The organism is Kitasatospora sp. NBC_01287 (assembly GCF_026340565.1).
Classification (GTDB): Bacteria; Actinomycetota; Actinomycetes; order Streptomycetales; family Streptomycetaceae; genus Kitasatospora.
The window spans coordinates 2,122,034-2,147,954 of record NZ_JAPEPB010000001.1 but is presented as its reverse complement, the minus strand read 5'-3'; the positions used below and the strand labels follow the sequence as shown (position 1 = coordinate 2,147,954).

17 protein-coding genes are annotated in these 25,921 nt (G+C 75.0%); 10 read left to right on the top strand and 7 right to left on the bottom strand.

All coding sequences use genetic code 11. The features are described 5' to 3' along the window. Nucleotide 1: 1 nt before the first annotated feature. On the top strand, nucleotides 2-805 hold the full coding sequence (locus OG455_RS08990) for a hypothetical protein (protein ID WP_266291894.1): 804 nt from the start codon (nucleotides 2-4) through the stop codon (nucleotides 803-805). Nucleotides 806-1,303: 498 nt separating this feature from the next. Here OG455_RS08990 and OG455_RS08985 read toward each other — a convergent pair whose 3' ends face one another. Beyond that, nucleotides 1,304-1,768 (bottom strand): hypothetical protein, encoded by a 465-nt coding sequence (locus OG455_RS08985; protein ID WP_266291893.1) that lies wholly within the window; start codon nucleotides 1,766-1,768, stop codon nucleotides 1,304-1,306. A gap of 255 nt (nucleotides 1,769-2,023) precedes the next feature. On the opposite strand from OG455_RS08985, the gene OG455_RS08980 reads away from it, so the two are divergent. Beyond that, nucleotides 2,024-2,584 (top strand): ribbon-helix-helix protein, CopG family, encoded by a 561-nt coding sequence (locus OG455_RS08980; RefSeq protein ID WP_266291891.1) that lies wholly within the window; start codon nucleotides 2,024-2,026, stop codon nucleotides 2,582-2,584. Nucleotides 2,585-2,673: 89 nt separating this feature from the next. On the opposite strand, the gene OG455_RS08975 is transcribed toward OG455_RS08980, so the two are convergent. The 5 genes from OG455_RS08975 to OG455_RS08955 form a co-directional block, all read right to left on the bottom strand. Further along, on the bottom strand, nucleotides 2,674-3,456 hold the full coding sequence (locus OG455_RS08975) for an alpha/beta fold hydrolase (RefSeq protein ID WP_266291889.1): 783 nt from the start codon (nucleotides 3,454-3,456) through the stop codon (nucleotides 2,674-2,676). 108 nt (nucleotides 3,457-3,564) lie between these two features. Then, the gene (locus OG455_RS08970) at nucleotides 3,565-4,515 is read right to left on the bottom strand and encodes an alpha/beta hydrolase (RefSeq protein ID WP_266291887.1); all 951 of its coding nucleotides are present in this window, start codon (nucleotides 4,513-4,515) and stop codon (nucleotides 3,565-3,567) included. 131 nt (nucleotides 4,516-4,646) lie between these two features. Continuing rightward, nucleotides 4,647-5,636: a GNAT family N-acetyltransferase gene (locus OG455_RS08965; RefSeq protein WP_266300703.1), complete on the bottom strand. Its 990-nt coding sequence runs from the start codon at nucleotides 5,634-5,636 to the stop codon at nucleotides 4,647-4,649. Nucleotides 5,637-5,853: 217 nt separating this feature from the next. After that, a complete protein-coding gene (locus OG455_RS08960; protein WP_266291885.1) occupies nucleotides 5,854-6,675 on the bottom strand; it encodes an alpha/beta fold hydrolase in 822 nt (273 codons plus the stop codon). A 146-nt stretch (nucleotides 6,676-6,821) separates the two neighbouring features. Then, the gene (locus OG455_RS08955) at nucleotides 6,822-7,793 is read right to left on the bottom strand and encodes a LysR family transcriptional regulator (protein ID WP_266291883.1); all 972 of its coding nucleotides are present in this window, start codon (nucleotides 7,791-7,793) and stop codon (nucleotides 6,822-6,824) included. Between the two features lie 73 nt (nucleotides 7,794-7,866). Between OG455_RS08955 and OG455_RS08950 the strand changes: the two genes are divergently transcribed. The 7 genes from OG455_RS08950 to OG455_RS08920 all read left to right on the top strand — a co-directional run bounded on the left by OG455_RS08950 (nucleotide 7,867) and on the right by OG455_RS08920 (nucleotide 22,832). Beyond that, nucleotides 7,867-8,256 carry a RidA family protein gene (locus OG455_RS08950; protein WP_266291881.1) on the top strand — a complete coding sequence of 130 codons (390 nt, stop codon included), beginning with the start codon at nucleotides 7,867-7,869 and terminating at the stop codon, nucleotides 8,254-8,256. Nucleotides 8,257-8,350: 94 nt separating this feature from the next. After that, on the top strand, nucleotides 8,351-9,166 hold the full coding sequence (locus OG455_RS08945; protein ID WP_266291879.1) for a trans-aconitate 2-methyltransferase: 816 nt from the start codon (nucleotides 8,351-8,353) through the stop codon (nucleotides 9,164-9,166). A gap of 122 nt (nucleotides 9,167-9,288) precedes the next feature. Further along, nucleotides 9,289-10,143: a DUF4132 domain-containing protein gene (locus OG455_RS08940; protein WP_266291877.1), complete on the top strand. Its 855-nt coding sequence runs from the start codon at nucleotides 9,289-9,291 to the stop codon at nucleotides 10,141-10,143. After that, nucleotides 10,140-15,419: a hypothetical protein gene (locus OG455_RS08935; RefSeq protein WP_266291875.1), complete on the top strand. Its 5,280-nt coding sequence runs from the start codon at nucleotides 10,140-10,142 to the stop codon at nucleotides 15,417-15,419. The genes OG455_RS08940 and OG455_RS08935 overlap by 4 nt, the downstream gene beginning before the upstream one ends. Further along, the gene (locus tag OG455_RS08930; RefSeq protein ID WP_266291873.1) at nucleotides 15,416-16,642 is read left to right on the top strand and encodes an AAA family ATPase; all 1,227 of its coding nucleotides are present in this window, start codon (nucleotides 15,416-15,418) and stop codon (nucleotides 16,640-16,642) included. The genes OG455_RS08935 and OG455_RS08930 overlap by 4 nt, the downstream gene beginning before the upstream one ends. 98 nt (nucleotides 16,643-16,740) lie before the next feature. Next, a complete protein-coding gene (locus tag OG455_RS08925) occupies nucleotides 16,741-20,724 on the top strand; it encodes a DUF5682 family protein (RefSeq protein WP_266291871.1) in 3,984 nt (1,327 codons plus the stop codon). Then, the gene (locus OG455_RS08920; protein ID WP_266291869.1) at nucleotides 20,721-22,832 is read left to right on the top strand and encodes a hypothetical protein; all 2,112 of its coding nucleotides are present in this window, start codon (nucleotides 20,721-20,723) and stop codon (nucleotides 22,830-22,832) included. Before OG455_RS08925 ends, OG455_RS08920 begins: the two co-directional genes overlap by 4 nt. Nucleotides 22,833-22,968: 136 nt before the next feature. Here OG455_RS08920 and OG455_RS08915 read toward each other — a convergent pair whose 3' ends face one another. Then, nucleotides 22,969-23,517, bottom strand: coding sequence for a GNAT family N-acetyltransferase (locus OG455_RS08915; protein WP_266291867.1), 549 nt, complete (start codon nucleotides 23,515-23,517; stop codon nucleotides 22,969-22,971). A gap of 262 nt (nucleotides 23,518-23,779) precedes the next feature. Here OG455_RS08915 and OG455_RS08910 point away from each other — a divergent pair, with 262 nt between their 5' ends. Further along, entirely contained in the window at nucleotides 23,780-25,897 is a 2,118-nt protein-coding gene (locus tag OG455_RS08910) for a glycosyl hydrolase family 8 (RefSeq protein ID WP_266291865.1), read from the top strand. Nucleotides 25,898-25,921 lie beyond the last annotated feature (24 nt).

Below are 25,921 nucleotides of genomic sequence, written 5' to 3'. Positions count from 1 at the left end.
GATGCGCCACCGCTTCGCCCTCGCGCTCGTCGCCGTACTCTCCGCCGCTGCCCTGGCCTCCTGCAGCGGCGGACCGCCGCCGCAGGTCCCTATGCCTTCCGAGGTGCCGACCGCCCCGCGGTACGCCGCCGCCTCCGACATCGTCGACACGCTGGCGAAGGCGGGTATCCCGTGCACGGTGACCATCAGCATCGTCCCATTGGGAGGCGGCTCCGACATCACCTGCACCGCCACTGTGGACGGCCCGAGCTTCGACCTCGAGATCAAGGACTTCGACAGCGGCCGATACTCCCGTGACGACATCGGCAACTCCATCGCCTCACGACGGACAGACCACCAGACCATCGTCGCCGCCGCCAACTGGTACATCAACGTCGTCAATCCCACCTACGCACCTCAGATCGCGAAGGCCCTTGGTGGTGTCGTGCTGCCGGGTGACGAACTCAAGATCCCCGACTACCCGCTCCCCTCGATCCCACCGACGCCCAGGTACGACACCGTTCAGCAACTCGCCGCAGCTCTGGACGGCGTGGTCGGCTGCCAGGACCAGAAGCCCGGTGGCAACGGCTCCCTCACCTGCGAGACCGGCAGCAGGGTCGGCCACACTCCCAACTGCGCGAACCTCCAGCTCTACGCCGGCGACGCCGAACGTGACAAGGCCCTGCGCACGGCCATCGCCTACCGCGGTGTCCCGGCCTACCTGGCCACGGCCGCGAACTGGTCGGTCAACCTGTGCGACTACGGGCTCGCCGACCAGGTCGCGAAGGCGCTCCAGGGAGTCGTCGTCAGCTACGACGGGCAGTGAAGCATCGCGGCGGGCCCGGTGTGAGGGGATCCGGAAGGACCGGATCTCCAGCCAACTGTCCGGTGCCGCGCCCTTCTCTGAACTACGCCGTTGTGAGGGTGTGTTGAGTTCAGATTGCGTCCCGCGGGTTCGTGGCCTATCTGACAGCACGGCTGCTGTCCGACGCGGGGGACCGCTTCCGCCTCATCACGCTGACGCTGTGGGTGTTCGTCGACTCCGACGAGAGCGCCCTCGCCCGGGTGCTACTGCTCCTGGTCGGCACGCTGCCGCCGCTCCTGCTGGGGACGTTCTCCGGGGTGCTGGCGCGGTGGGCCTGGCCTCGGTCATCGCCGTCTTCTTCGCCAGTTCCTCCTTCGCCATCGTCCCCCGGCTGGTCGACAAGGAGCGGCTTCCGCGCGCCAATGGTGTTCTGGAGACGGCCGGTTGGATGGTGGCGGCGGCGGCGCCGGCACTCGCCGGGATGGCTTTCGTAGGCGTGGGGCCGAGCCTGGCCTTCGCTCAGGTCGACTCCCCGTCGCCGTACGTGCCGTCCCAGTCGGCCCACAGCTGGGCCTCCGTGCGGTTCGCGGCGTGGCTGAGTGCCGACAGCACGGCTGCCAGGGCTCGGAACACCCGCAGTGAGGAACCGATCTCGCCGGACACCGCGGCGCTGATCCGCAGCGTCGCGTAGCCGCGCGTGACCACGTCGGCGATGCCGCGCTGCCACCGCGGTTCGAGGTGCCCGAGACGGAGCCGGTCACCGGGCACTGGTGGGAGGACTTCGCCGGGCCGGCTCGGCATCGGGTCGAACCGAGCGCCGGGTTCTGCCTTCGGGTGGCCGAAGGAGGCGGCGAGCAGGCCGTACGAGTCCGGCTCTCCAAGGCGGCCGCGGTACTCGATTCCGGTGCTGCCGGGACCGAGACCCACCGGGCCGGCCTCGCCCGTCCAGACCGTCAGCTGTTCGACCCCTCCGCGTCGGAGCACGCGGGGACTCATCCGATCCTCCCGGCCGGCGGCACTGTGACTCATCTTCCCAGAGTGCCCGAACAGCCCCCGGATGTCCGTGAGGCACGGATCGCCAGGCGTCACTCGCCGGTGACGGGCCGTCCGGACATCGATGGGCGGCACGTGTTCGCGGAGCGGCCGACGGATGGGCTTCCGGGACGCCTGGGCGACCGCTGACACGTCTGACATGTCTAGGGGGGTTGACGCATGCGATAACCCCCCTATGGTTGACGCATGCGACAACCCATCCCGAGGGACACCATGGGCCCCACCCCGCCGAGCAATCCCGGCGGCCGGCCCGAAGTCGGCCCCAAGATCGATGTTCGCCTCCCGCCCGATACCCTCCGGCGTCTCGACGACCGGGCCGAAGCCGCCCGCAAGTCCCGCGCCGAGACCATTCGCACCCTCATCGACGACGGCCTCGAACACCCCCGCACCCTCGCGGAGCTCGCCGCCGAACGCCCCCTCGAACTCGTCGACCAGGTCGTCGACGGCGAGCGCCCCCACGGCGTCTCCGTCCACAGCAGCGGCCGCACGTTCTGGCTCTCCAGCTGCCCGGACGGCTGGATCCTCGCCCACAGCAAGGACGCGAACCTCATCGCCGCCTTCCAGGGCGCGGCGCTGCTCGCCTTCCAGCGCCTCCCCGTCAGCGAGGTGACTCCGCGGCTGGACTCCGACGAGCCCGCCTTCCCCGCCCTGGTCGCCGCCGGACGGGCCATCCTCGACGACATCGGCGCACAGGAGCGCCACCTGATGCGGAAGCTCGACACCATGCACTGGCCGCCCATGCTCTGACCGGCCAGGGCCTCCTGACCCCCCGAACGACTGCGACAGCCGTCGAACCGCCAGGAGGTCCTGGTCGGTCGGCTGCGGCAGGGGTCACCTCAGGCCAGGAACCGGGCCACCCGGTCGCCCCAGGTGCGCACGGCCGCCGAGTCGTCCGCCACGTGCAGCTCGGCGTCGGGGAGCAGGTCGGCGAGTTGCTCGGCGGTGGACCTCGGGTGGGCGGGGTCGTCGGCGAGGGCCAGGATCAGGGTGGGCTGGGCGAGTTCGCGGAGCTTCTCGCGCGCCGGCAGGTCCGAGGCGGCCAGGCCCTGGAGGAGCGCGGGCAGTAGCTCGGGGCGCACCGCCAACTCGCTCGGCGGGTAGGAGAAGCCGGACAGGGTGGCCGGAACCGGTGCGGCGGACATCGCCGTGGTGAACGCGTCGACGCCGTGCTCCGTCACGAGCTCGGCGGCCAGGCGGTAGTTGCCGGCCTGCGCGGGGCGGGTCTCCCACGCGGTCGGCGGGATGACGAGCACGAGCCGGTCGAACAGCGCCGGGTCGCCGACGGCCGCGTGCAGCACGGTGGCGCAGCCCAGCGAGGACCCCATGCCGGTCACCGGCCGTGCCCCGCCCAGGTGTCCGAGGAACTCGACGAGGTCTTCGGCGAAGCGCTCGAAGCGGTGGTCCTCGGGAACCGGGCGGCCGGCGGACGCACCGTGCGAACGGGCGTCGAAGCGGACGAACCGCCGTCCGGGCAGGTTCTCGACGGCCTCCCAGTCGAGGGTGCCCATCTCGTCCTCGGCCTTGCGGCTGAGGAGCGCGCCATGGGCGTAGACGGCCAAGGGGCCCGTGCCGTGGTCGTCGTAGTCGATGCGGGTGCCGTCGCCAAGAGTGAAGTCCATGATCGACGAACGGGCGGTGGCGCGCTTTCGTTCCGGTTCGTTCCGGCGTGCCGGAGCGAACCGGCTTGGCTGGTAAGGCAGTTGGGCCGCGATGGCCAGGACGAGGCGTCAGTGGAGGCGGCCGAGCAGGTCGGCGACGTCCGCGAAGACGCGGTCCCCCGCCGCCGCGGCGGCGGGGGAGAGGGTGTCGAGGGTGAGGAATCCGTGGACCATCCCGGCCTCGCGGCGGTGCCTGACCGGAACGCCCGCGGCGGCCAGCCGAGCGGCGTAGGCGTCGCCCTCGTCCCGGAGCGGATCGTGCTCCGCGGTGACGACCACGGCGGGCGGCAACCCGCCGAGGTCGGTGGCGTGCAGCGGGCTGACCTCGGGGTCGGCGCGCCGGGACGGCTCCGGGACCCACTGCTCGGCGCCCCACGCGACGTCGTCGGTCGTCAGGCCCCAGCCCGTTGCCTTCGACCGCGTGCTGGGGCAGGAGAGGGTCAGATCGGTGTTGGGGTACACCAGGACCTGGGCGGCCGGCAGCGGTCCGCCTCCATCGCGCAGGCGGCGGCAGGCGAGCGTGGCGAGGTTCCCGCCGGCGCTGTCGCCCATGACGAGGATCGGGCCCGCGATCCCGGCGCCGGCAGCCCCGCCGGCCGCCGCCCACCGGAGGGCCGCCACGCAGTCGTCGACGGCGGCCGGCCACGGGTGCTCGGGGGCCCGGCGGTAGTCGACGCTCAGCACGGCCGCGTCGGCACCGAGCGCCAGTCGGCGGCAGGCCCGGTCGTGCGACTCCAGGTCGCCGATCGTCCACATCCCGCCGTGGCAGAAGACCACCAGTGCCCTGGGCGCTGCCGCGGGCCGGTAGAGGCGGCACGGCACGGCGGTCGGGCCGACCGCCAGGTCCTCGACATGGGCGATCGCGGGCCCCGGCGGCCGGGCGCCGGCACGGACCCGCTGCGCGCGCCGCAACTCCGCCGCGCCCACGGCACGGGCGGGAGGCCCGGGGTCCTGCCGAACGGCATCGACGAAGGCGGTCAGTTCGGCATCCGCGAGCGGGGGGATGATCGGTTCGGCCATGCGGGCCAGGATGCCATTGCGGCCCGCACGATCCGACCCGGGGTCGCTCCTGGGCACGGGCCGCCGCACCACTGCCTGGTGGCTCCCGGCTCACGCCCTCGTGGTCCGGTCAGTGCCACGCCCCGGTCCGGTCAGTCCCAGGTCATGACGATCTCGCGCTCGAAGGCGGCGTACCCGGCGCGGGCGAAGGCAGCCGCCATCGGAGCGTTGCCCACGTCGGTGGAGGCCCGGACGCACTCCGGCTCCGTGGCGGCCAGGACGCGGGTGCCCTCGGCGAGGATCTCGTCGATGTGGCCCTGGCCGCGATGGGCGGGCAGCACGCCGAGGTACGCGATGATCGGGCGGTACTGGTTCCGTGCGGCGATCACCAGGCCCACCGGTTCGCCGCTGCCGGGGAGGGTGGCGACGCGCCACCAGTCGCGCGGGCTGGTGAAGTGCGCGAACTCCTCGTCGAACTGGAGCCGGGCGGCCTGGCGCGCGGTCATCTGCCGCAGATCGTCCAGGCTGTAGGCGTCCAGCGTGCCGGTGAGGATCTCGGTCAGCAGGTCGAGGAGTTCGCCCTCGCCGGCGACGGGGCGGAAGGCCAGCCGCCCCGTCGGCCCGGGGACGGGTGGGCCTGCGTCGACCGCCCCGGCGTCCGGTGAGTCGGCGCTGGGTGAGTCGGCGCTGGGTGGGTCGGCGTCCGGTGAGCCGGGTGTCCACTCCAGGCGCAGCCGCTCCACGAACAGGCGGGCGCCGAGCCGCTCCACGATGGCCAGCCGCCCGTCGACGGCGGTGCGTACGGCCGGGTCCTCACGCCAGTCGGGCGGCAGGAACCGGGTGTACTTGGCCGGCGTGCCGCCCTCGGGCACGACGGCGGCCAGGGCGGTGCGGAGCAGCGCCGCGCCGGTGGCTTCGTGACCCGGCAGGTAGTCGAAGATGTCGAGGAGCGCGGGGTCCGTGTCGCCGGGGCGGGACCACCAGGCGACCCGGGCCAGCAACCGGCCCTCGCTGTCGAGGGCGAGCCAGGTCCAGTCCCGGCGGCGGCGCCCGGCGGCGAGGTCCTCGGCCACTTCGTGGTTGAACGCGTACGGGATCCGGTTGAAGAGCTCGACCTCGTCCGGCCCGGTGATGGGGCGCAGGACCTGCCCGATCGAAGGCGCGGGTGCTGCGGGTGTTGCGGGAACAGCAGGTACAGCGGGTACAGCGGGTACAGCGGGTACAGCGGGCAAGTAGTGCTCCATGAGGTGCCGAGAGGATGACCGGTCCGTAGTTCTACTGACCGGTCGCCCGCGGTGGCAAATCCTTTTTCGGCATTCGGCACGTGGCGTTCAGCACTCGGCACTCGGCACTCGGCGGTCAGGACTTGGCGAAGTCCAGCAGGTCGGCGTTGAGCTGGTCCTTGTGCGTGACGAACAGCCCGTGCGCGGCGCCCTCGTACTCCTTGAAGGTGTTGCCGGGGACGAGCTCGGCGGTGCGGCGGCCGGTGAGCTCGGGCAGGGCGTTCTGGTCGGCGGTGCCGTGCACGATCAGGGTGGGGACCGTGAAGCCGCGCAGGTCGTCGCGGAAGTCGGTGTGGAAGATCGAGTGCCAGGTCGCCAGGGTCGGCATCATCGGGGTCTCCATCACCTCGCGGAGCAGCCAGTCCGTGGTCTCGGCCGATATCTGGTTGCCCAGGTGGGTGCCGAACAGCGCGCCCGGCCACCCGGCCCAGTACTTCGCCCGGTCGGCCTTGATGACCGCGGCGACCGCGTCATGGGCGAAGGGCGGGAAGCCGTTGGGGTTGTCCTCGGCCCAACTCACGTACGGGGTCAGGGCGGAGAGCAGCGCGGCCTTGGCGACCCGGCCCTGCGCGCCGTGCCGGGCCAGGTAGCGGGTCACCTCGCCGCCGCCCATCGAGTGGCCGACCAGTACGACGTCGTGCAGGTCGAGCTGGTCGAGCAGGGCCGCCAGGTCGTCGGCCAGGGTGTCGAAGTCGTAGCCGTGGCCCGGGCGGTCCGAGCGCTTGGTGCCGCGCCGGTCGTAGGTGACGCAGCGGAAGCCCTGCTCGACCAGGAAGGGCACCTGGTTCTCCCACATGCCCGTACCCAGACCCCAGGTGTTGACGAAGACGATCGGCGTGCCGCTGCCCCAGTCCTCGTAGTAGAGGGAGGTCTGGTCGGCACTGGTGATGTACGGCATCGGGGCTGCTCCAGGATCATCGGGCGGGGTTGATGATCCGTACGCTAGCGATCCTTGTGGCGAGGGGAATCAGTAATCCATAGGTAGAACGTGGTTGAGTATCCGACAGGTCACCACCGTAGCGGGGGAAAGCTGCTGATCGCTCGTCAGTCCCGCTGCTCGGCGATGGTCTCCAGCAGCCGTGCCACCAGCGGGTTCTGCTCGCCGCGGTGCCAGGCGACCGCGACCGTGGTGCGGGCCTCGCGCGTGGTGAGCCGGCGGAAGGCGACGCCGCGCAGGCGCAGCCGCCGCACGCTCGCGGGGACGAGGGAGACCCCGAGTCCGGCCTCCACCAGCGCGCAGACGGTCTGCCACTCCACCGCCCGCTGCGCCACCAGCGGGGTGAAGCCGGCGGCGCGGCACACTTCGGTGATCCGGTCGTGCAGGCCGGGCCCGATGGCGCGCGGCAGCAGCACGAACGGCTCGTCGGCCAGCAGCGCGAGGTCGAGCGGGCGTCGGCCGGCCAGCGGGTGCGCGGCGGGCAGCACGGCGACCAACTCCTCGGTGAGCAGCGTCTCGAAGGCCAGCTCCGGGTCCGCACCGGCCTGGCCGGCACCCGCCGCGTGGTCACCGCCCGCGTGGTCACCGCCCGCGCGGTCCGGCGCGGCGCCCGGCGGCTCGCGCAGCAGGCCGAGATCGATGGTCCGCTCGCGCAGCGCGAGGAGCTGCGGGGCGGTGGTCATCTCGCGGATGTCCAACCGCACGGCGGGGTAGCGCTCGCGGTGGGTGCGCAGCAGCGCGGGCAGCACGGTGAGCGCGAGCGAGGCGGAGAAGCCGATCCGCAGCCGCCCGGCCCGCCCGCTGCCGACCGCCCGCGCCGCCGCCAGGCCGTCGGCGAGCCCGTCGAGCGCGAGGCGGGCGGCGGGCAGCAGCTCGCGGCCCGCCGGGGTGAGGCCGACCGGGCCCGGCGGGCGGTGCAGGAGCGGATGGCCGACCCGCTCCTCCAGGCGGCGGATCTGCTGGCTGAGCGGCGGTTGCGCGATGCCCAGCCGCGCGGCGGCGCGGCCGAAGTGCAGCTCTTCGGCGAGCACGAGGAACGCGCGCAGCTGGGGGAGGGGCGGCAGGTCGATGCGGTCCATATCGCCAGGGATACCAGATGAGGCGGCTTGGAGTATTGGACGTATCAGAAGGCCCGGCCCTAGCGTTCGGCGCATGACAGAGCGACGCGCGATCCTCAGCGGTTCGACCTTCGAGGAGCAGATCGGCTACGCCCGGGCCGTGGTCGACGGCGACCGGGTGCACGTCTCCGGCACGACCGGCTTCGACTACGCGACGATGACGATCCCGGACGACGTGGTGGCCCAGGCCGAGCAGTGCCTGCGCAACGTCGCAGCCGCGCTCGCGGCGGCGGGCTGCTCCTTCGCGGACGTCGTCCGGGTGCGCTACCTGCTGCCCGAGCGCGCCGACTTCGAGCCCTGCTGGCCGGTGCTGCGGCGCTGCTTCGGCGAGGTGCGGCCGGCCGCGACGATGCTGGTCTGCGGGCTGGCCGACCCCCGGATGAGGATCGAGATCGAGGTCGACGCCCGACGCCCGGAACGCTAGGGGCTGTTGGGCGGGCGGGTGCTAAAGCATTGGTCCGCGAAGTGTGTTGGTCGGTAGGGTGTCCGCCTGCCGATCAAGGAGTCGAGGGACACTCATGACCTCAGAGGGACACGTCAACGCGGCCCGTAGCAAGGTCTTCGGTGAGGTGGCTGAGCTCTACGATGCCGCCCGCCCCGGCTACGCGGAGGCGATGGTCGCGGAGGTCTTGGCGTACGCGGCTCTCGGGGGCCGTGCGGCTGTTGAGGTCGGCGCGGGCACCGGGAAGGCCACCGTGCCGTTCGCCGCGCTGGGGATTCCGCTGGTGTGTGTCGAGCCCGACGCGCGCATGGCCGGGGTGCTGCGACACAACACCGCCGACTATCCGAACGTCCGGGTCGAGGTCGGCGACTTCGAGCAGTGGCAACCTGGCGGGCGGCACTACGGTTTGTTGTTCGCCGCCTCCGCCTGGCATTTTCTGGATCGTGACCGGCGCTGGGACCTGGTCCATGCCGCGCTCGCACCCGGTGGTGCGGTGGCACTGGTCAGGAACCCGCACGGGATCCATGACGCCGGATTGCGTGCCGAACTCGCGCGCATCGGAGACCGTCACGGCATCACCGGCTCACCGCACCGCTTCCTGGCCCGCGACCTTTCCGGTGACGAGCCCGGGAACTGGGACCCGGCATGGCCCGATGCCGAGTGCCGCCAGGACGGCCGCTTCACCGACCTGCGATCGGTCCGGTTCCGGCAGGACCTGCGGTACGACACCGACCGCTACCTCGGTCACCTCGCCTCGCTGTCCGCCTATCGCATCCTGCCCGACGACCATCGCGAACAGGCACTGACCGAAGCCGGCCGCCTGCTCGACGCCCAGGGCGGCGGAATCGACGTACACCAGATCACCGACCTCTTCCTCGCCCGCGCCCTGTGAAGGTGGTCAGGGAAGACATTCGTCGCGTCCCGTAACGCCGTCACCCACCTGGCCGACACGCTGTCAGTCGTGCCCACTACGTTTCGTGGCAGCTCGCGAAACCGCAGTTGGGAGGCGCCGTCATGGCGTGGTTGGCAGCGGGTGACTACGAAGTCACCCTGGACCAGGACGGCACCGTGGCGTGCCGTAACAAGGCCGGGCGGCGGCTCAAGGCGGTGCCGCCCAAGCTGAAGGGCGATCCGGCCGTCGCCCGGCTGGGCCAGTTCACCGAGTGGCTGGCCGCCCACGAGCGGCAGTGCGAGGCCGACGTCGAGCGGTGGATGGTGCGCTCGCTGCCGGTGCCCGCCGCGGTGCTGACGGCGGTGTGGCCCGATCCGGCCTGGCAGGCGGTGCTGCGCGACCTGGTGGTGACGGGGGCGGACGGCGCGGTGGCCGGGTTCCTGCGCGGCGCGGAGGCGGAGCGCGGCATCGGCGTGGTCGACCTCGACGGGGACACCGTGCGCCTGACCGACACCGAGATCCGCATACCGCACCCGGTGCTGCTCGAAGAGCTGGCCGAGCTAAGGGAGTTCGCCGTCGAGCTGGGTGTCGACCAGCGGCTGCACCAGCTGCACCGCGAGGTCTGGCGGCGCCCGGCGGGCCTGGACCAGCAGGCCACCCAGTTGGACAGCTACGCGGGCGGCCGCTACCCGAGCCAGCGCGAGTTGCTGGGCCGGTGCGCCCGCCTGGGCTACCGGGTCCGCGGCGGCTACGCGATCGTCCAACTGGCCGACGGCGCGCAGGTGGTGGAGGCCCGCTCCTGGCTGGGCGACTACTACGACTACGACCAGGGCGAGACCGGCCCGCTCAGCTGGTCCGGGCCCGGCGGGCGCGCGATACCGCTGGCCGAGGTCGGCCCGGTCGCCTGGTCCGAAGGCGTCCGGATGGCCGCCGCACTGTACGCCGGCCGCACGGTCGAAGGGGAGGAGTCGGTATGACGAACCATCAGGACGGCGTCCGGCTGCTGGAGGCGGGCGGGATCCTGCCGCTCGGCACGGTGGCCGGGGCCGGTGGTCCGCAGAGCACCGCGGACCTGCTCACCGCCCGCGCCTACCACCACCCCGCGCTGGAGGGCCGCACCGTGGTCCGCCTGGTGCCCGGCGCCCTGGGGCCGGCCGAGGACCTCGCGCTGGGCTTCCTCGGCCTGGAGCCGACCGGGAGCGGGCCGGTCGGCCAGGTGCGGCAGGAGGCCCTCGGGTTCCCGGCCTGGGCGCTGGTGCACGATCCGGCCAACGGGCACCACGCGCTCGCCGTGGTGCAGGAGATGGAGCGGTTGACCCGCCAGGCGGCCGCCAAGCCCGGCCACGCAAAGGACGGTTTCGAGGAGTTGGCGGCCCGGCTCGGCCGCGCCGTCCCGCACTTCCTGCCCACCTACTGCGAGCAGGTCGGCCGGATCTTCCTCGGGCTGGACAACCGCACCTACGCTGCCACCTGGTTCGGCAAGGCCCGTGACGCCGAGCGCGGTTACGGCCTGCCGGTCGACGAGGAGCGGCTGCGCGCGGTCTTCCTGGAGTTCGCGCTGGCCGGCGCGCTCAGCGTCAAGGCGCTGCGCCAGTACATCAAGGGCCTGGCCGGGCGGCTGGAGCCGCTGACCGCCTGGCAGCGGTTCCGCCAGCTCTGCGCGGAGCGCTCGGCGGCCGGCATGGCCCCGTACGCGGGCATCGCGGAGGACGCCAGGGCGCTGCTCAAGGCGGCCGGGCTGCCGGTGGCCGAGCAGGAGCGGGAGCTGGTCGCCGAGTTGCTGAGCTGCTCGGCGATCGGTCGCGCCCCGGCGGCGGTCTGGCAGGCCTGGCGGGCGCCGCTGGCCGAGCTGGCGGGGCAGGACGAGGCGGTGCGGCGCCGGCTGCTGGAGATCCTGCCCACCCCGTCCGGCTCCGGCGACGCGGCGGTGGTCGACACGCAGTGGCTGGTGCTGCTGCGGGAGACCGGTGCCGACACGCTCCTGACGGAGCATCAGGCCGGGGTGGTGCGTCAGGCCGGGGCTGAGCCCGCCGCCCACTGGCTGGGCCGCTGGGTCGCCCACCTGGACCGCGGCTACCGGCGGCGCCCCAGCTGCGGCGCCACACTGGCGCTGGCCGCCCGGATGGCCGAGCGGTTGCGCGCCGAGGGCGTCCCGGTGCTGCTGGGCCTGGGCCACTCCACCGCGCTCAACCTGCTCGACCTGCTGCTCGCCGAGGGGGTGCCGGTGGCCGACCCGGCCGCCGACACCCGGATCGACCTCGACAACTGGTTCGCCGAGAGCGAGGCCGACCGCGGCGAGCTGGCCGCCGTCGCCGCCGATCCGCGCTACCGTCCGCTGCTGCAGCAGGCATTGCCGATCCACTTCGCCACCAGCATGGCGCCGGTGCGCGGCCCGCTGATCATCGGGCACCCGGTGCTGCGCGAGCTGCTCGCCGCCTGGGCCGCGGACCGCGCCGAGGAGCTGCACGCCGCCCGCGCCCTGGCCGGGGCGGACCGGGTGCTGACCCAGCTGGCCCCGGCCCGCGACGCCATCCGGGCGGTCAACCCGACGGCCGCCGAGAAGATCGCCGCCCTCGACCCGGCCGAGTTGCTGGCCCGCACCCTGCGCGCCGGGATCGTGGACGAACTCGGCTGGCCCGCCCTGGAGGAGGCGCTCGGCCGCCTGGAGCACGGCACCGCGCCCGCCGCTGCCGCCGGCCGGTACCAGCAGGGCGAGCTGCGCATCGAGGACGCCTGGCCGGCGCTGATCCTGGTGCGCGGGCGCCAGGCCGTGGTGGTCGGCCCGGCGGGCATCCTGCTGGAGCACGAGTTGCGGGTGCCCGCCGGGGCCGACTCCTGGCAGACACCGCGGTTGCGTTACGTCGACGGTGAGCTGCTGGTCTCCTGGTGGCAGGAGCGCGCCCGCCTCGCCTACTGGTCCAACCGGCCCACCGAGGTCTTCACCCTGCTCGGCGAGCCCTTCGGCGGCGGCAACCGCCACTGGGACGCGGGCCTGGCCCCGACCTCGCTGCCGCTGCCCGGTGGCGGGCGGGCCACCGGCGGCCGGGCGCTGCGCGCCGGGGACACCACCCTGCCCGTCGAGCGCCGGGTGCTCGGCGACGGCACCGGCCACTGGACGCTGGCGCGCTCCGGCAGCCGTCCCGAGCTGACCGAGTACGACCCGGTGAGCGGCGCGCTCGGGCGCGCCTCGGCGCCGCCGATCACCACCCGCGGCGGTGGCACCGGCCCGCTGCGGCCCGAGTTCACCCGGCTGCTGCCGCTGCTGCCCGAGCTGGCGGGCAGCCCGCTCGGCACCGACGGCACGGTGCTCGGCGGCTGGGTGCGCGCCGAGGCGGGCCGGCTCGTCTTCCACGGTGCCGACGGCCGCACCGCCGCCCTGCCCACCGGGCCCGGGCAGGGCATCACCGATCGCGACGAGGGGTACCCGCTCGGTCTGGTCGACCTGCCCGGCGGCGCGCGGCTGCTGCTGCTCGGCACCGCGCACCACCAGCTCGGCGCGCACCGCGACTTCGAGCTCGCCCCGGCGGACGGCACCGGCGTCCGCGCCGGGGTGCTGGCCCGGATCACCAGCGCCGCCCCCGGGCAGGCGCACGCGGCCGGCACCGCGCTGGTGCCGCCGCTCGACCACTGGCACGCGCTGCGCCCGCGCGACGAGGCCGGCTCGCTCGCCCTGCGCACCCTCACCGACGAGCGGGCGGCCGAACTCTTCGAGGCCGCCTGGCCGGTGGACACCGCGGCCGGCACCGCGGCCGGCACCGCGGCCGGCACTGCGGACGAGGCCGCGGACGCCGCTGAGCCCGACGTGGCGGACGAGACGCAGCCGCCGCGCCCCCCGGAGCTGCTGGTGATCCGGGGCACCACTCGCCCGCTCGCCCGGCGCCAGGCCCGCTGGTCGCTGCCGACCGAGGCCCTCGCGCCGCTGCTGCCCGAGCTGACCCACCCGCGGCTGCTGCTCGGTGTGGCGAGCCTGGTCCGGCTGGCCACCGAGACCGCCGTCAAGGCCGCCCGCTACGCGCCGCCGCCGCAGCCCGCGGTGGCGGCGTCGGCCGGGAGCACCGGCGCCGTCTCCACGGCGGAGCGGCCCGAGCACGGCGACGACGGCTCGCTCTGCGCGGCCGCCGAAGCCGTCTTCCAGGGCCTGCACGGCCTCGGCGGCTCGCGCACCCCGGGGCGGCTGACCTGGCACCTGCTCGGCACCCTGCGGACGGTCGCCGCGGTGCTGGCCGGCCCGCGGGACGGGTCGGACGGGCCGGCCGGGTCGGCCGGGTCCGAGGCGACCGGTCCCGCCGACTGGACCGCCGACCCGGTCCGTCTGCCGCTGCCCGGCGGCCGTGGCTGCCCGGGCTGGCCCCACCTGCTCGGGCGTACCGCCCCGATCGCGCTCACCGCCGCGTCGAGTGCCGCTGACGAGGCGACCCGGGCGGCGCTGGGCACGCTGCTGACCGAACTGACCCGCTTCCGCTTCCCGGACGTGACTCCGGACGTGACGCCGGACGTGACTCCGGACGCGCTCCCGGACGCGGCCCGCGGCCCGGCCACGTCTCCCGGGCTGCCCACGCTCCGTCAGCTCTCGCTGGTCGAGCGGCTCGGCCGGACCCCGACCGAGGCCGACCTGCGCGCCCGGGTGGGTCAGGTGCTCCGTCGTGGCCGCCGGGTGGTGGTGGTCCTCGCCGGTGAGCCGCTCGCCGAGCACGACGTGCGCTGGTTCGCGGTGGACCACGACCCGTCCGGCGCTTTCGCAGCCGTCGCCGGGTTCGGGCTGCGGAGCGAGCGGCGGGTGTCCGCGGGCCTGCCCGCCGAGTGGGTCGCCGACTTCACCGCCCGGCTCCGCCAGGACGGGCCACCGCCCTGGCAGCCCGCCGCCGCCGAGTGCTTCGAGCGGATCACCGGGATCGGCCCGGCCCGCGCCACCCTGCTGCTCGCCAACCCGCCGGGGCTGGGCGGCTGGGCGTACCGGCTGCTCACGACCGAGCAGTTGGCCGGCTACGGGCTGACGGCGGTCCGGGCCGCGGCCGCCCACGCCTGGCTGCGCGAGCTCGACCGCACCGAGTACGAGGAGTTGCTCGCCGCCCTGCTGCCCGCCGATCCCGCCGAGTTCTGGCGGCCCGGCGGCGGGCCGGCCGCCGAGGCCGCCGGGCGCCACTGGGTCGAGCGGTACGGCCGCCTGGCCACCCTGTCCGAGCAGGCCCAGGCCGGGCTGGACCACTGGCAGCTCAGCGCGATCGAGGACGTGCTCAACCCCGCCCGGGTGCCCGCGCTCTCCCGCACCACCGTGCAGCGGTTCCGGCGCGAGCAGAACGGCCTGGTGGCCGACGACCCGGCCGCGATCCCCAACTACCGCCAGCTGCCCGCGCTGCTCAACGCCCTGCACTGGCTGGCCTACCACCTGCCGTACGGGGACGCGCTGCGTCCGCTGCTGCCCGTCGGGCTGGCCGCGATCCGGGCCCGGTTCGCCGATCCCGGGCTCCTCCTGCTGCTCGACGCGCACGGCCTGGCCCGGGGCACCTCGCTGGCGGGCGTGCTGCGGGCCCACGCCGGGCTGCCCGCAGCCGGTGCGCAGGCCGGCGACCAGCCGGTGGAGTGCGGCCCCGCCGTGCTCCTGGTGCCGTCCGGCCCGAACGAGGTCGTCTACCTGCGGCCCGCCGCGCTGAGCGGCGCCGATGATCCGCTGCTCGTCCTGCTCGGCGGCCTGACCGCCGGCTACTACCTCCAGGAGACCGTGCCCGCCCTGCGCACCCTGCTCGGCGCCCCGCTCGGTCACCTGGTCGCGCGGGGCAGCGGGCCGGACGAGCCGGCAGGCTGGCCGCAGGACCCGGTGCGCAGCGCGCCCGAGCTGGTCGCGGAGGTGGCCGGGGCGACCGGGCTCGGCGCGGACGCCGCCGTGCTCTACCTCCAACTGCTCGCCCTGCCGGACCCGACCGACCGCAACGCCGCCCGCTGGACGGGGTGGAAGCCGGCCCGGCTCAAGCAGGCCCGCGCCGAACTGGCCGCCACCGACCTGGTGCTGGCCGCCAAGCGCGAGCGGGCCGGGCGCGGCCTCTTCCTGCCCGGCGGCTGGCAGCAGGCCCGGGCACCCAAGCTGCCGGTGGAGACCTGGAAGGCGGGCCTGTACGACGTGACGGGCCACAGCGCGATCGTGCCGCACCTCGCGGTGCCCGAGCTCTTCGCGCTCGCCTGGCGGCGGGTCACCGAGGGCGACCGGCCCGGCTACGAGGAGCTGACCACCAACACCCGCAGGAGGGCCCGTCGATGAGTACCCACACAGCCGCCAGTGCCGCACCGGCCGCACCTGCTACGTCGGCCGCACCGGCCGCACCGGCCGCACCGGCTGCGCCGGTCACGTCCGCGGTGCCGGCCGGCCGGCAGAGCGTCGCGCCGGAGGAGAAGTACGCCGCCGAACTGGAGTTCCTGGCCGGCCACGACAGCGGCCCGCGCCCGCCCGGCTGGCGGCTCACCCCGCGCGCCGTGGTCACCTTCGTGCTCGGCAGCGAGGGCGAGAAGCTCAAGACCGGCCGCAAGGGCCTGGTGATCGAACCGAAGTTCGTCGGCGACCGCGCGCTGGTCGAGCGGTGCGTGGTCACCCTGGCGGGCGAGCGCGGCCTGCTGCTGGTCGGCGAACCCGGCACCGCGAAGTCGATGCTCTCCGAGCTGCTCGCCGCCGCGCTCTGCGGCACCAGCGCGCTGACCGTCCAGGGCACCGCCGGGACCACCGAGGAGCAGCTCAAGTACGGCTGGAACTACGCCCTGCTGCTGGCCAAGGGCCCCAGCCGCGATGCACTGGTCCCCTCGCCGGTGCTCACCGCGATGAGCACCGGGGCGGTCGCCCGGGTCGAGGAGGTGACGCGCTGCCTGCCCGAGGTGCAGGACGCCCTGGTCTCGCTGCTCTCCGAACGCCGGATCGCCGTCCCCGAGCTGGCCGGCACCCCGGACGCCCAGCTGCACGCGGCGCCCGGCTTCACCCTGATCGCCACCGCCAACCTGCGCGACAAGGGCGTCTCCGAGATGTCCGCCGCCCTCAAGCGGCGCTTCAACTTCGAGACGGTCGGCCCGATCGGCTCGCTCGACGCGGAGATCGAGCTGGTGCGCCGCCAGTCCACCGCCGCCGTCGCCCGGGCCGGTGCGCCGTACGCGGTGGACGACACCGTGCTGGAGGCCCTGGTCACCGCCTTCCGTGATCTGCGCACCGGTCGCTCGGTCGAGGGGTGGGACGTGGAGCGTCCCTCGACCGTGATGAGCACCGCCGAGGCCGTCTCGGTGGCCACCTCACTCGGCGTCACCGCCGCCTACCTGGACGACGGCGGCGGCGACCTGCTCGGGCGCCTGCCCGGCCAGCTGATCGGCGCCGTCCGCAAGGACGACCCGGCGGACGCGGCCCGGCTGCTCGGCTACTGGGACGGCCCGGTGCGCCGGCGGGCCGAGCAGGGCGCGGCGCTCTGGCGCACGCTCTGGGACCTGCGCCGGGTGCTGGAGGGGTGAGACGGATGCGTGGGGAGGCGGGGCCGAGGGAGGCGGGGTCGGTGGAGGCGGGGTCGGTGGAGACGCGCGGTGGTGGCGAGGTGGGTGGAGGGGCGGGCATGGCGGCTGCGGCTACGGCTGCGGCGGTGACCGGGGGAGCGCGGGCTCGGGTGACGGCGGCGGCCGAGGCGCTGGCCGCCTCCGGGAGCGGCCCGTACCTGATCGGCGTGCGTCACCACGCGCCGTCGCTCGCCGCGGTGCTGCCCGAACTGCTGGCGGCGGCCCGGCCCGAGGTGCTGCTGATCGAGCTCCCGGCCGAGTTCCAGCCCTGGCTGCCGCTGCTCGCCGACCCCCGCACCACCGCGCCGGTCGCGCTGGCCGCCGCCCCGGTGGCGGGGGAGCGGGCGGGGGAGGCGGTCGGGCCCGCGTTCTACCCGTTCGCGGACTTCTCCCCGGAGCTCACCGCCCTGCGCTGGGCGGCCCGGGAGGGGGTGGCGGTGATCGCCTGCGACCTCCCGCTCGGCGCCCGGCTCGCGGGGGAGGGCGCTGGGGGCGAGGCGGTTGGGCCGGTTGGGCCGGTGGCGGCCTCCGGCGCCGTGCCGTCCGCCACCGAGCCGTCCATCGCTGGGCCGTCCACTGCCGCGCCGTCCACTGCCGTGCCGTCCACTGCCGTGCCGTCCGCCAGGCTCGCCGAGGTGCTGCGCAGCCGGTTGACCGGCCGTCAGGACGAGGACCTCTGGGACCGCCTGGTCGAGGCCCCCGCTCCCGGCTGCTCGCCCGAGGCCGTGCGCCGAGCCGCGCTGCTGGTCGGCTGGGCACTGCGGCAGGACGCCGAGGCGCCGGGCGGCAGCGGCGTCGACCCGCTCGACCTGCGCCGCGAGGCCTGGATGCGGGAGCGGATCCGCGAGGCCTCGGCGGGCGGGCGCCGCGTCGCCGTCCTGGTCGGCGCCTTCCACGTGCCCGCGCTGCGCGACGGTGTGCCCGCGGTCGGCGTGCCCGCACCCGGAGCGCCCGCTGTCGGAGCACCCGCTGTCGGAGCGCCGGCCCTCGCGCCCGCCGCCCCGCCATTCGTCATCTCCCTGATCCCCTATGCCTACCCCCTGCTCGACTCCCGCTCCGGCTACCCCGCCGGGATCCGCGATCCCGAGTGGCAGCACGCGGTGCTGGCGGCCGCCGGTGACCCCGCGCGGGTGGCGGCCGCCCTCACCCGGACGGCCGTCCTGATCTGTGCGGCGCTGCGCTCGGCCGGGCATCCGGCGGGGCCGGCCGACGCGCGCGAGATCGTCCGGCTGGCCGAGGACCTGGCCCGGCTGCGGGGCCTGCCGGCGGCCGGGCGCGGGGAGCTGGTCGAGGCGGTGCAGACGGTGCTCGCCCAGGGGGAGCCGGTCGGGCGCGGGCGGGCGGTGGCAGCCGCGCTGGAGCGGGTGCTGGTCGGCACGAGGACGGGCAGCCCGACGCCCGATGCCCCGCGCGGCGGGCTGGCCCCGGCGGTCGAGGCGCAACTCGCCGAACTCGGTTTGCCCGGACCAGCGGTGGGGGCGAGGTCCGCGACCGGCTCCGGCTCCGGCTCCGGCCCCGCATCCGGCTCCGCATCCGCAGCAGCAGGCGCATCCGGTGCTGCCGGTGCCGCCGCGGGTGCCGATGCCGCGCGCGAGCTGCGGCTCGACCCGCTCCGCTCGCCGATCGACGCGAGCCGCGAGTTGCTGCTGCGCCGGCTCACGGTCTGCGGCGTGCCGTACGGGGAGCCGCTGGCGGTCGCCGGTGCGGGCGGGACGGAGGCGATCGGGACGCGCTGGCGGGTCCGCTGGACGCCGGCCGTCGCCGCGATGCTGACGGTGGCCGGTCTGCGCGGGGTGACCCTGGCCCAGGCGGCGGAGGGGACACTGCGGGAGCGGCTGCGCCGTGAGGGCGAGGCGGGCGGCTCGACCGCGCGGCAGGCCATCGACGGCCTCGCCGACGCCGCCGGGTGCGCGCTGCCGCAGCTGACGGCGGTCCGGCTGGCCCAACTGGCCGAGGAGGTGCCGGCGGTCGGCACCCTCCCCGAACTCCTCGACGGCCTGGCCCTGCTGGACCGCCTGGCCGCCGGTCACCTCGCTGGTCACCTCGCTGGTCACCTTGCCGGTCACTCTGCCGGGCACCTCGCCGACCAGGCCGTCGCCGGGGCCGCGCCGGTGACCGCCTTCGTGACCGCCACCGTGACCACCGCCGAGGCGACCGAGCGCCTCACCGCCGCCGCCGTCCGCAGCCTCGAAGGCCTCGGCGGCAGCGACGACCCCGCCGACGCCAGGGCCCTGCTGGAGTTCGCCCGCCGCGCGGACGCGCTCGGTGGGATCCGGCTCGACCACACCCTGCGCCGCCTCGCCGATGACGGCACCCCGCTGGTGAAGGGGGCGGCCGGGGCCGTGCGGGTGCTGCTCGGCCACCAGCGGCCCGCCGAACTGGGCGGCCGCCTGGCCTCCTGGGTGGACGGCGCGAGTGACCCGGAGCGTCGCCGGGAGCTGGTCCGCGCCCTGACCGGCCTGCTCACCGCGGCGGAGGGTCTGCTCAGCACCGCGCCCGCCGCGCTCGAACCGCTGCTGGAGCGGGTCGCCGGCCTGTCGGACGCCGCCTTCCTGGAGCGCCTGCCCGCCCTGCGCGGCGGGTTCGACACCCTCAGCCCGGCGGCCCGTGACCGCCTGTTGGCCCTGGTCGAGGAGCGGGTGGGTGCCCAACTCGACCAGTTGCCGGCCGAGTCCGACCCGACCGCTCTGGCCGCCTGGACGATGGCTGATTTGACGGTACGTCAGTTCCTGGTCGAGAAGTCCCTGCTGCCCGCCATGGTCGGCGGGTCGGTCCCCGAGCGGTCCGACCAGCCCGAGGCCGCCGACTCCCCCGAGCCCCCGCCCCCGCCCCCGCATGCGCATGCGCATTCGCCGCGGTCGGCTGTCGCCCCAGGCCTGCCCGGTGCCGCCGCGCTGCCCGGGCCGGCCGCGCAGCCCGGTGCCGCCGCGCTGCCGCTGCCCGACCGCTGGCGCCTGCTGCTCGGCCGCCCGGGGAGCAGCGGAGGCCTGACCGGGCGGACCGCCCGACTCGCGGGCGCCCTGGACGAGTTGTACGGCCGTGGGCGCGGCGAGGGCTCCGGCCCTGGCACGCTCGGACCGGCCGGCGGCGGTGGCGGACGGGAGGCCGCCTACCCGGGTGTGCGCGAGTGGTCCGCGGAGCTGGTCGCGCTGTTCGGCCCCGGTGTCCGCGAGGAGGTGCTCGCCGCCGCGGTCGAGCACGGCCGCACCGATGTGCTGGCGGCGCTCAGCCCGGAGGCCGTCCGGCCGTCGGTCGAGCTGCTGCGCACCGTGCTGCAGCACGCGGGCGGCCTGCCCGAGGGGCGGTTGGCCGCGCTGCGGCCGCTGGTCGAGCGGCTGGTGGACGAGCTGTCGAGCGCGCTCGCCACCACCCTGCGCCCGGCACTGACCGGCCTCACCCTGCCCCGCCCGAGCCGCCGCCCGGGCGGTCGGCTCGACCTGGACCGGACGATCCGGGCCAACCTGGCCACCGCCCGCCCCGGCGCGGACGGTTCGACGCTCATCGTGCCCGAGCGGCCCGTCTTCCGGACCAGGGCGAGTCAGGCCAACGACTGGCGGCTGATCCTGGTGGTGGACGTCTCCGGCTCGATGGAGTCCTCGACCATCTGGGCCGCGCTGACGGCCGCGATCCTGGCCGGGGTGCCGTCGCTGAGCACCCACTTCGTGGCCTTCTCGACCAGTGTGGTCGATCTCAGCGGGCAGGTGGCCGACCCGCTGGGCCTGCTGCTGGAGGTCCGGGTCGGCGGCGGCACGCACATCGCCGCCGGGCTGCGCCACGCGCGCGAGCTGGTCGCGGTGCCGTCCCGGACGCTGATCGTGGTGGTCAGCGACTTCGAGGAGGGCTACCCGCTGGGCGGGCTGCTCGCCGAAACCCGCGCCCTGGTGAACGAGGGCTGCCGGCTGCTCGGCTGCGCCGCGCTGGACGACACCGGCACGGCGCGCTATTCGAAGGCCGTGGCCGAGCAACTGGTCGCGGCAGGCATGCCGGTCGCGGCGCTGAGTCCGCTGGAACTGGCCCGTTGGGTGGGGGAGAAGATCCGTTGACCGAGCTGCTGGAGCCGGAGGAGCGGGCGCGGGAGTCGGCGTGGGAGTCTGGGCCGACCGCTGGGCAGAGCGCTGGGCAGAGCGCTGGGCAGAGCGCTGGACCGACCGCTGGGCCGACCGCTGGGCCGACCGCTGGGCCGACCGCTGGGCAGAGCGAGGCGCGGGACGGTGCCGCGCCGTGGCCCGCCGTGCGGCCCGAGGTGGTCGCCGAGGTGGTGGCGGCGCTCTCGCCCAGGCTGCGGAAGCGGCTGGACGGTGCGGTCGCCAAGTTCGCCGAGCGGGTGGGCACCTGGAGCGGTGCGCAGTGGCGGGTCCAGCTCGACGAGGAGGCGGTGCTGGTGCTGCACGCCCCCGGCGGCGTGGTCCGCGCGGCGGCGGACGTGCGGTGCGGCTGCCTGCTCGCCCCGGCCTGCGTGCACCGGGCGGCGGCGGTCAGCAGCTTCCGGCTCGCCGAGCCCGAGCCCGAGCCCGAGCCCGAGCCGGCAACGGACCCTGCGCCCGCCCCGGCCCCTGCGCCCGAGGCCGCCCCTGCGCTCGTCGAAGCAGCCCCTGCGCCCGGCGCGGCGCCTGCGCCCTCGCCGGTGAACGCATCCGACGCACCGTCCCCCGGCGAAGCCGTCCCGCCCGCCGCCCACCCCCTCGCCCCGCCCGAGGCCGAGGCCCTCGCCGCCCTGCGCCGCGCCGCCGCCGAGGCACTGGCCGCCGGGGTCGGCGGAGCGGGCAGCGTGCCGCAGGCCGAACTGCTGCGCCGGGCCCACCAGTGCCGGCTGCTCGGCCTGCACCGCCCGGCCGCGCTGGCCACCACCGTGGTCACGGGGCTGCGGGCCGCCCGGTCCGCCGAGCCGGACCACCGGCTGGCCGACCTGCGGGACGCCTACCGGGACCTGCTCGACCTCACCACCACCCTGCTCGGCACGGCCGCCCCGGATCCCGGGCTGCGCGGCAGCGCCCGTCGGCCGTACCAGGAGGCGGGCAGCATGCGCCTCTACGGGCTCTTCGCCGAGCCGGTGGTGACCGCCACCCACGCCGGGGTCCTGGTCTGGACGGTCGACGGCGACGGGCGGCTCTCCTCGATCGCCGACGTCACCCCGCACCGCGACCCCACCGGGGCCGCCCGGCTCGCCCAGGCCGCCGCGGGCCGCGCCGTCCGGCTCGGCGACACCACGCTCGGGCACCGGGAGCTGACCAGGGCCGGCCTGGTGGTGCAGGGGGCCACCCGGTCGGCGACCGGTCGGCTCGGGGCGGGGGCCAAGGTCCGCGCGGTGCGCGCCGCCGGTGCGGGCTGGCACGAGCCGCCGGTCGCGGACCGCTGGGCCGAGCCGGTGGACCGCCAGGTCGCCCGCGCGCTGGCGGCCCACCGGGCGCCGGCCGAGCTGCGGCCCGGTGGAGCCGATCTGCTCTTCCTCGACCTGACCCTGCTCGGTCCGGGGAGCGTGGCGGGCTCGCCCCGCCCGCAGCTGCTCGCCGACTGCGCGGGAGTGGTGGTGGCGCTGCTCCCGGCCCAGGACCATCCGCAGCTCGCCTTCGGGACCAACCACGCGCTGCTGGCCGCCGCGCCCGGACTGCGCCTGCGGGTGATCGGCCGACTGGAGCGCGCCGCCCACCCGTGCCTGCGCCTGCTCGCGGCCGGAGCGGTGCCGGGCGCGCCAGGACCGGTGTTGGCGCTCTCGGCGGATCGTCAGGGGCGGGTCAGCCTCGGCCTGGAGCGGCTCCAGCAGGCCGACCTGCCACCCACCGGCCCCGCCCCCGTTCCCCGTCCCCTTCCCGGCCCTGATCACCTTCCCGCCTCCGGCCTCGGCTTCGCCGGGGCCCGGCCCCCGCTCCATCTGCTGACCCGCCGCCTCGAACAGGTGCTGACCAGCGGCCGTCCCGCCCTCGCGCACGTCGGCCCCGAGGAGCAGCACCGTCTGCGTGCCGCCGGCCTGCCCACCGCCGCCGAGCTGCTCGCCGCCCTCCGCGCCGCCGCCGACGAGCACGACCGCGACGCCTTCGGCCGCCTCCGCACCGACGACCACCTCCCCTTCGCCCTGCGCTGGCTGGCCGCCGCCTGCTACCAGGAGGAGCTGGCCGCCGCCCTCTGCGCAGCCGCCTGGCGGGTGAGCGGGTGAGCGGGTGAGCGGGTGATGGGGTGACGGGGTGAGCTGGTGACGGAGTGAGCGGGGCGGAGCGGGTCGGCGCTACCGCTGGCCCGCATGACCCGTACCGAGATTGAGATCACCGCGGAGCTGACGAGCAGGCGCCGGCTCAAGCGGACGGCGTGATCGGGGACCGCACGCCCATCCACTGCTCGGCGCCCCACTCCTCGAACAGCTGCACCTCGGTGAACCCCAGCTTCGCCGCGAGGCGCATCGAGCGGTCGTTGGCGGTCTGGGTGCAGAGCACCACCGGCTCGCCGGGAAGCGCCTCGGCGAACCAGCCGAGCGCAGCCGCGCACGCCTCGGCGGCGTAACCGTGCCCCCACGCCTGCGGCAGGAGCAGGTAGCCGAGTTCGGCCTCCCCGGCATCCGGACGGACCTGACTCCGATGCTCCGGGTCGCGCCGGTTGAGCTCGATGGTGCCGATCATCGCTCCGTCGAGCTCGATCACGAAAAGGCCGGGGCGCCGCCGGGGCGTCTCGGGCACCGCGCGCTCCAGTTCGTCACGCGGTCGAGAGCCACCGATGTAGGTGCCCACCTCCGGCGAGCTGAACAGCTCGATGATCGCCGCTCGGTCCTGAGGCTCGGGCTCTCGGAGCACGAGCCGCTCGGTCCTGATCGGGGCAGGCGGCCAGGGGAGTTGTATGGATTCGGTCATGGCCGGCAACCTATCGCATACGCACCGGGCGGCGGCCTGGCACACGCCGCAGCGGCAACCGCGGCGAGTGGCAGGTGGGGTGGTAGGTGACCGGTAGGAGTGGACCCGGCAGGCGCGTCGGCCGTAGCCCTTCGTCGGTCGCAGCCCTTGACAGCTTCTCGTAAGGAAGCTTTCCTAACTATCGCTCGACTCCGAACCGCGTCCGGCCCGCCGCCGCCCTCCCCAGGCCGGTGGACCGGTACCCCCCACGAAGGAGTTCCGCGTGCGAAACCGCTGGAAGCGCCCGCTCGCGTCGGTGGTGACGGGCTGCCTGCTCGGCCTCTCCGTGACCGCGCTGGCCACCGCGCCCGCCCAGGCCGCCCCTGCCCGGGCCGCCACGACCATCCCCGCCACGACCACCCCCGCTGCCACTGCTCCCGCGCACCCGTTCCCGACCCACACCACCTACCAGGTCGGCGTCATGCCCTCGGCCCCGCAGGCCACCAGGGACGCCGCGGTGGAGAAGGAGTACGACTCCTGGAAGGCCACCTACCTGGTCCACGGCTGCGCCTCGAACGAGTACTACGTCTCCACCAAGGGCGACGGCGACGCCACCAACAACGGCCCGGTCTCCGAGGGCCAGGGCTACGGGATGAACATCGTCCCGCTGATGGCCGGCTACGACGCGAGCGCGCAGAGCGAGTTCAACGGCCTCTGGCAGCTGGTCAAGGACCACGAGGACCAGTACGGCCTGATGCAGTGGCAGTTGGACGGCAAGACCTGCAAGTACTACAGCGGCGGCACCCCGGACGGCGCCACCGACGGCGACCTCGACATCGGCTACGGCCTGATCCTGGCCGACAAGCAGTGGGGCGGCTACACCGCTGACGCCAAGGCCTGGTTGGCCGCGTTCTACGCCCACGACGTGGCTCCGGACGGGCACCTGAAGTGCGAGGACGACGGTCCGAACACCGACACCCGGCCCTCCGACCAGATGCTCGACCACCTGCGCGCCTTCGGCGCCTACGACACCGCGCACGACTGGACCAAGGTGATCCAGCGCACCGAGGCGCTCGACACCGAGTACACCGCCGCCTACTCCGCGAGCGCCGGCCTGCTCTCCGACTTCGTGGTGAACGCCGACACCACCAGCCCCAAGCCGGCCCCCGCCAACTACCAGGAGGACCAGCCGGACAACATCGTCGGCTACAACTCCATCCGGGTCCCCTGGCACCTGGGCACCGACGCGCTGCTCAACGGCGCCTCGGCGGCGGCCACCGAGTACGGGCTGGCGAAGAAGGAGAGCGCCTGTCTGAAGGGCCTGTCGGGCGGCAACCCGCAGAAGGTCTACCCGCACGTCAATCTGAACTGCACCGCCTACAGCACCAGCGACCAGGCCGAGGAGGCCGGTGACGCGGTCGGGCCGGCCGCGATGGCCTCGGGCGACCAGGCGTGGACCGACACCGTCTGGAACTACCTGGCCACCAACCCGTTCGGCGACGGCTACTACGGCGAGACCATCAAGACCCTGGTCTACCTGGTGATGGCGGGCGACTACTGGAGCCCGGCGAGCGGCACCGCGCCCGCGAACGACTTCTCGCTCTCGGCCTCGCCCGGCGCGGGCTCGGTGGCACCCGGCGGCACGGCGAGCACCACCGTCGCCACGGCGGTCAGCGCGGGCAGCGCGCAGTCGGTGGCCCTGGCGGCCGCCGGACTGCCGACCGGTGCGACGGCCTCGTTCAGCCCGGCCTCGGTGACCGCCGGCAACTCGGCGGCGCTCACCCTCGCCACCGGCACGGGCACCCCGGCGGGCAGCTACCCGATCACGATCACCGGCACCGCCGCCTCCGGCAGCCACACCGCTACCTACACCCTCACCGTGAGCGGCACGGGCGGCGGCTGCACCGCCGCCCAACTGCTCGGTGACCAGGGCTTCGAGAAGGGCGCCACGATCGCCCCGTGGACCGAGACCTCCACCACCGGCTCCGCGCCGATCAACAACGACACCGCCGACGAGCCTGCTCACGCGGGCAGTTGGGACGCGTGGCTGAACGGTGACGGCAAGGCGGACACCGACACGGTCGGGCAGAGCGTGGCCATCCCGGCCGGCTGCACCGCGACCCTCTCCTACTGGCTGCACATCGACACCACCGAGAGCACCAGCTCCGCCAAGCCGGACACGCTGACCGTCCAGCTGCTCAACAGCGCCGGCACCGTGCTGACCACGGTGGCCGGTTACTCCAACCTCGACAAGAACAGCGGGTACACGCAGCACACCGTCGACGTCTCGGCCTACGCGGGTCAGAGCGTGACGCTGCGGTTCACCGGCACCGAGACCGACGCCAACGGCGGCACCACCAGTTTCGTCCTCGACGACACCGCGCTCAACACCACCGGCTGAGGCCCCGATCGGCTCCCGGCCCGG

What these genes read in the sequence shown, in the direction of transcription:
- OG455_RS08990 (WP_266291894.1), top strand. Translation starts at nt 2, where the DNA reads ATGCGCCACCGCTTCGCCCTCGCGCTCGTCGCCGTACTCTCCGCCGCT.
- OG455_RS08980 (WP_266291891.1), top strand. Translation starts at nt 2,024, where the DNA reads ATGCGACAACCCATCCCGAGGGACACCATGGGCCCCACCCCGCCGAGC.
- OG455_RS08975 (WP_266291889.1), bottom strand. Translation starts at nt 3,456, where the DNA reads ATGGACTTCACTCTTGGCGACGGCACCCGCATCGACTACGACGACCAC.
- OG455_RS08970 (WP_266291887.1), bottom strand. Translation starts at nt 4,515, where the DNA reads ATGGCCGAACCGATCATCCCCCCGCTCGCGGATGCCGAACTGACCGCC.
- OG455_RS08960 (WP_266291885.1), bottom strand. Translation starts at nt 6,675, where the DNA reads ATGCCGTACATCACCAGTGCCGACCAGACCTCCCTCTACTACGAGGAC.
- OG455_RS08955 (WP_266291883.1), bottom strand. Translation starts at nt 7,793, where the DNA reads ATGGACCGCATCGACCTGCCGCCCCTCCCCCAGCTGCGCGCGTTCCTC.
- OG455_RS08950 (WP_266291881.1), top strand. Translation starts at nt 7,867, where the DNA reads ATGACAGAGCGACGCGCGATCCTCAGCGGTTCGACCTTCGAGGAGCAG.
- OG455_RS08945 (WP_266291879.1), top strand. Translation starts at nt 8,351, where the DNA reads ATGACCTCAGAGGGACACGTCAACGCGGCCCGTAGCAAGGTCTTCGGT.
- OG455_RS08940 (WP_266291877.1), top strand. Translation starts at nt 9,289, where the DNA reads ATGGCGTGGTTGGCAGCGGGTGACTACGAAGTCACCCTGGACCAGGAC.
- OG455_RS08935 (WP_266291875.1), top strand. Translation starts at nt 10,140, where the DNA reads ATGACGAACCATCAGGACGGCGTCCGGCTGCTGGAGGCGGGCGGGATC.
- OG455_RS08930 (WP_266291873.1), top strand. Translation starts at nt 15,416, where the DNA reads ATGAGTACCCACACAGCCGCCAGTGCCGCACCGGCCGCACCTGCTACG.
- OG455_RS08925 (WP_266291871.1), top strand. Translation starts at nt 16,741, where the DNA reads ATGGCGGCTGCGGCTACGGCTGCGGCGGTGACCGGGGGAGCGCGGGCT.
- OG455_RS08915 (WP_266291867.1), bottom strand. Translation starts at nt 23,517, where the DNA reads ATGACCGAATCCATACAACTCCCCTGGCCGCCTGCCCCGATCAGGACC.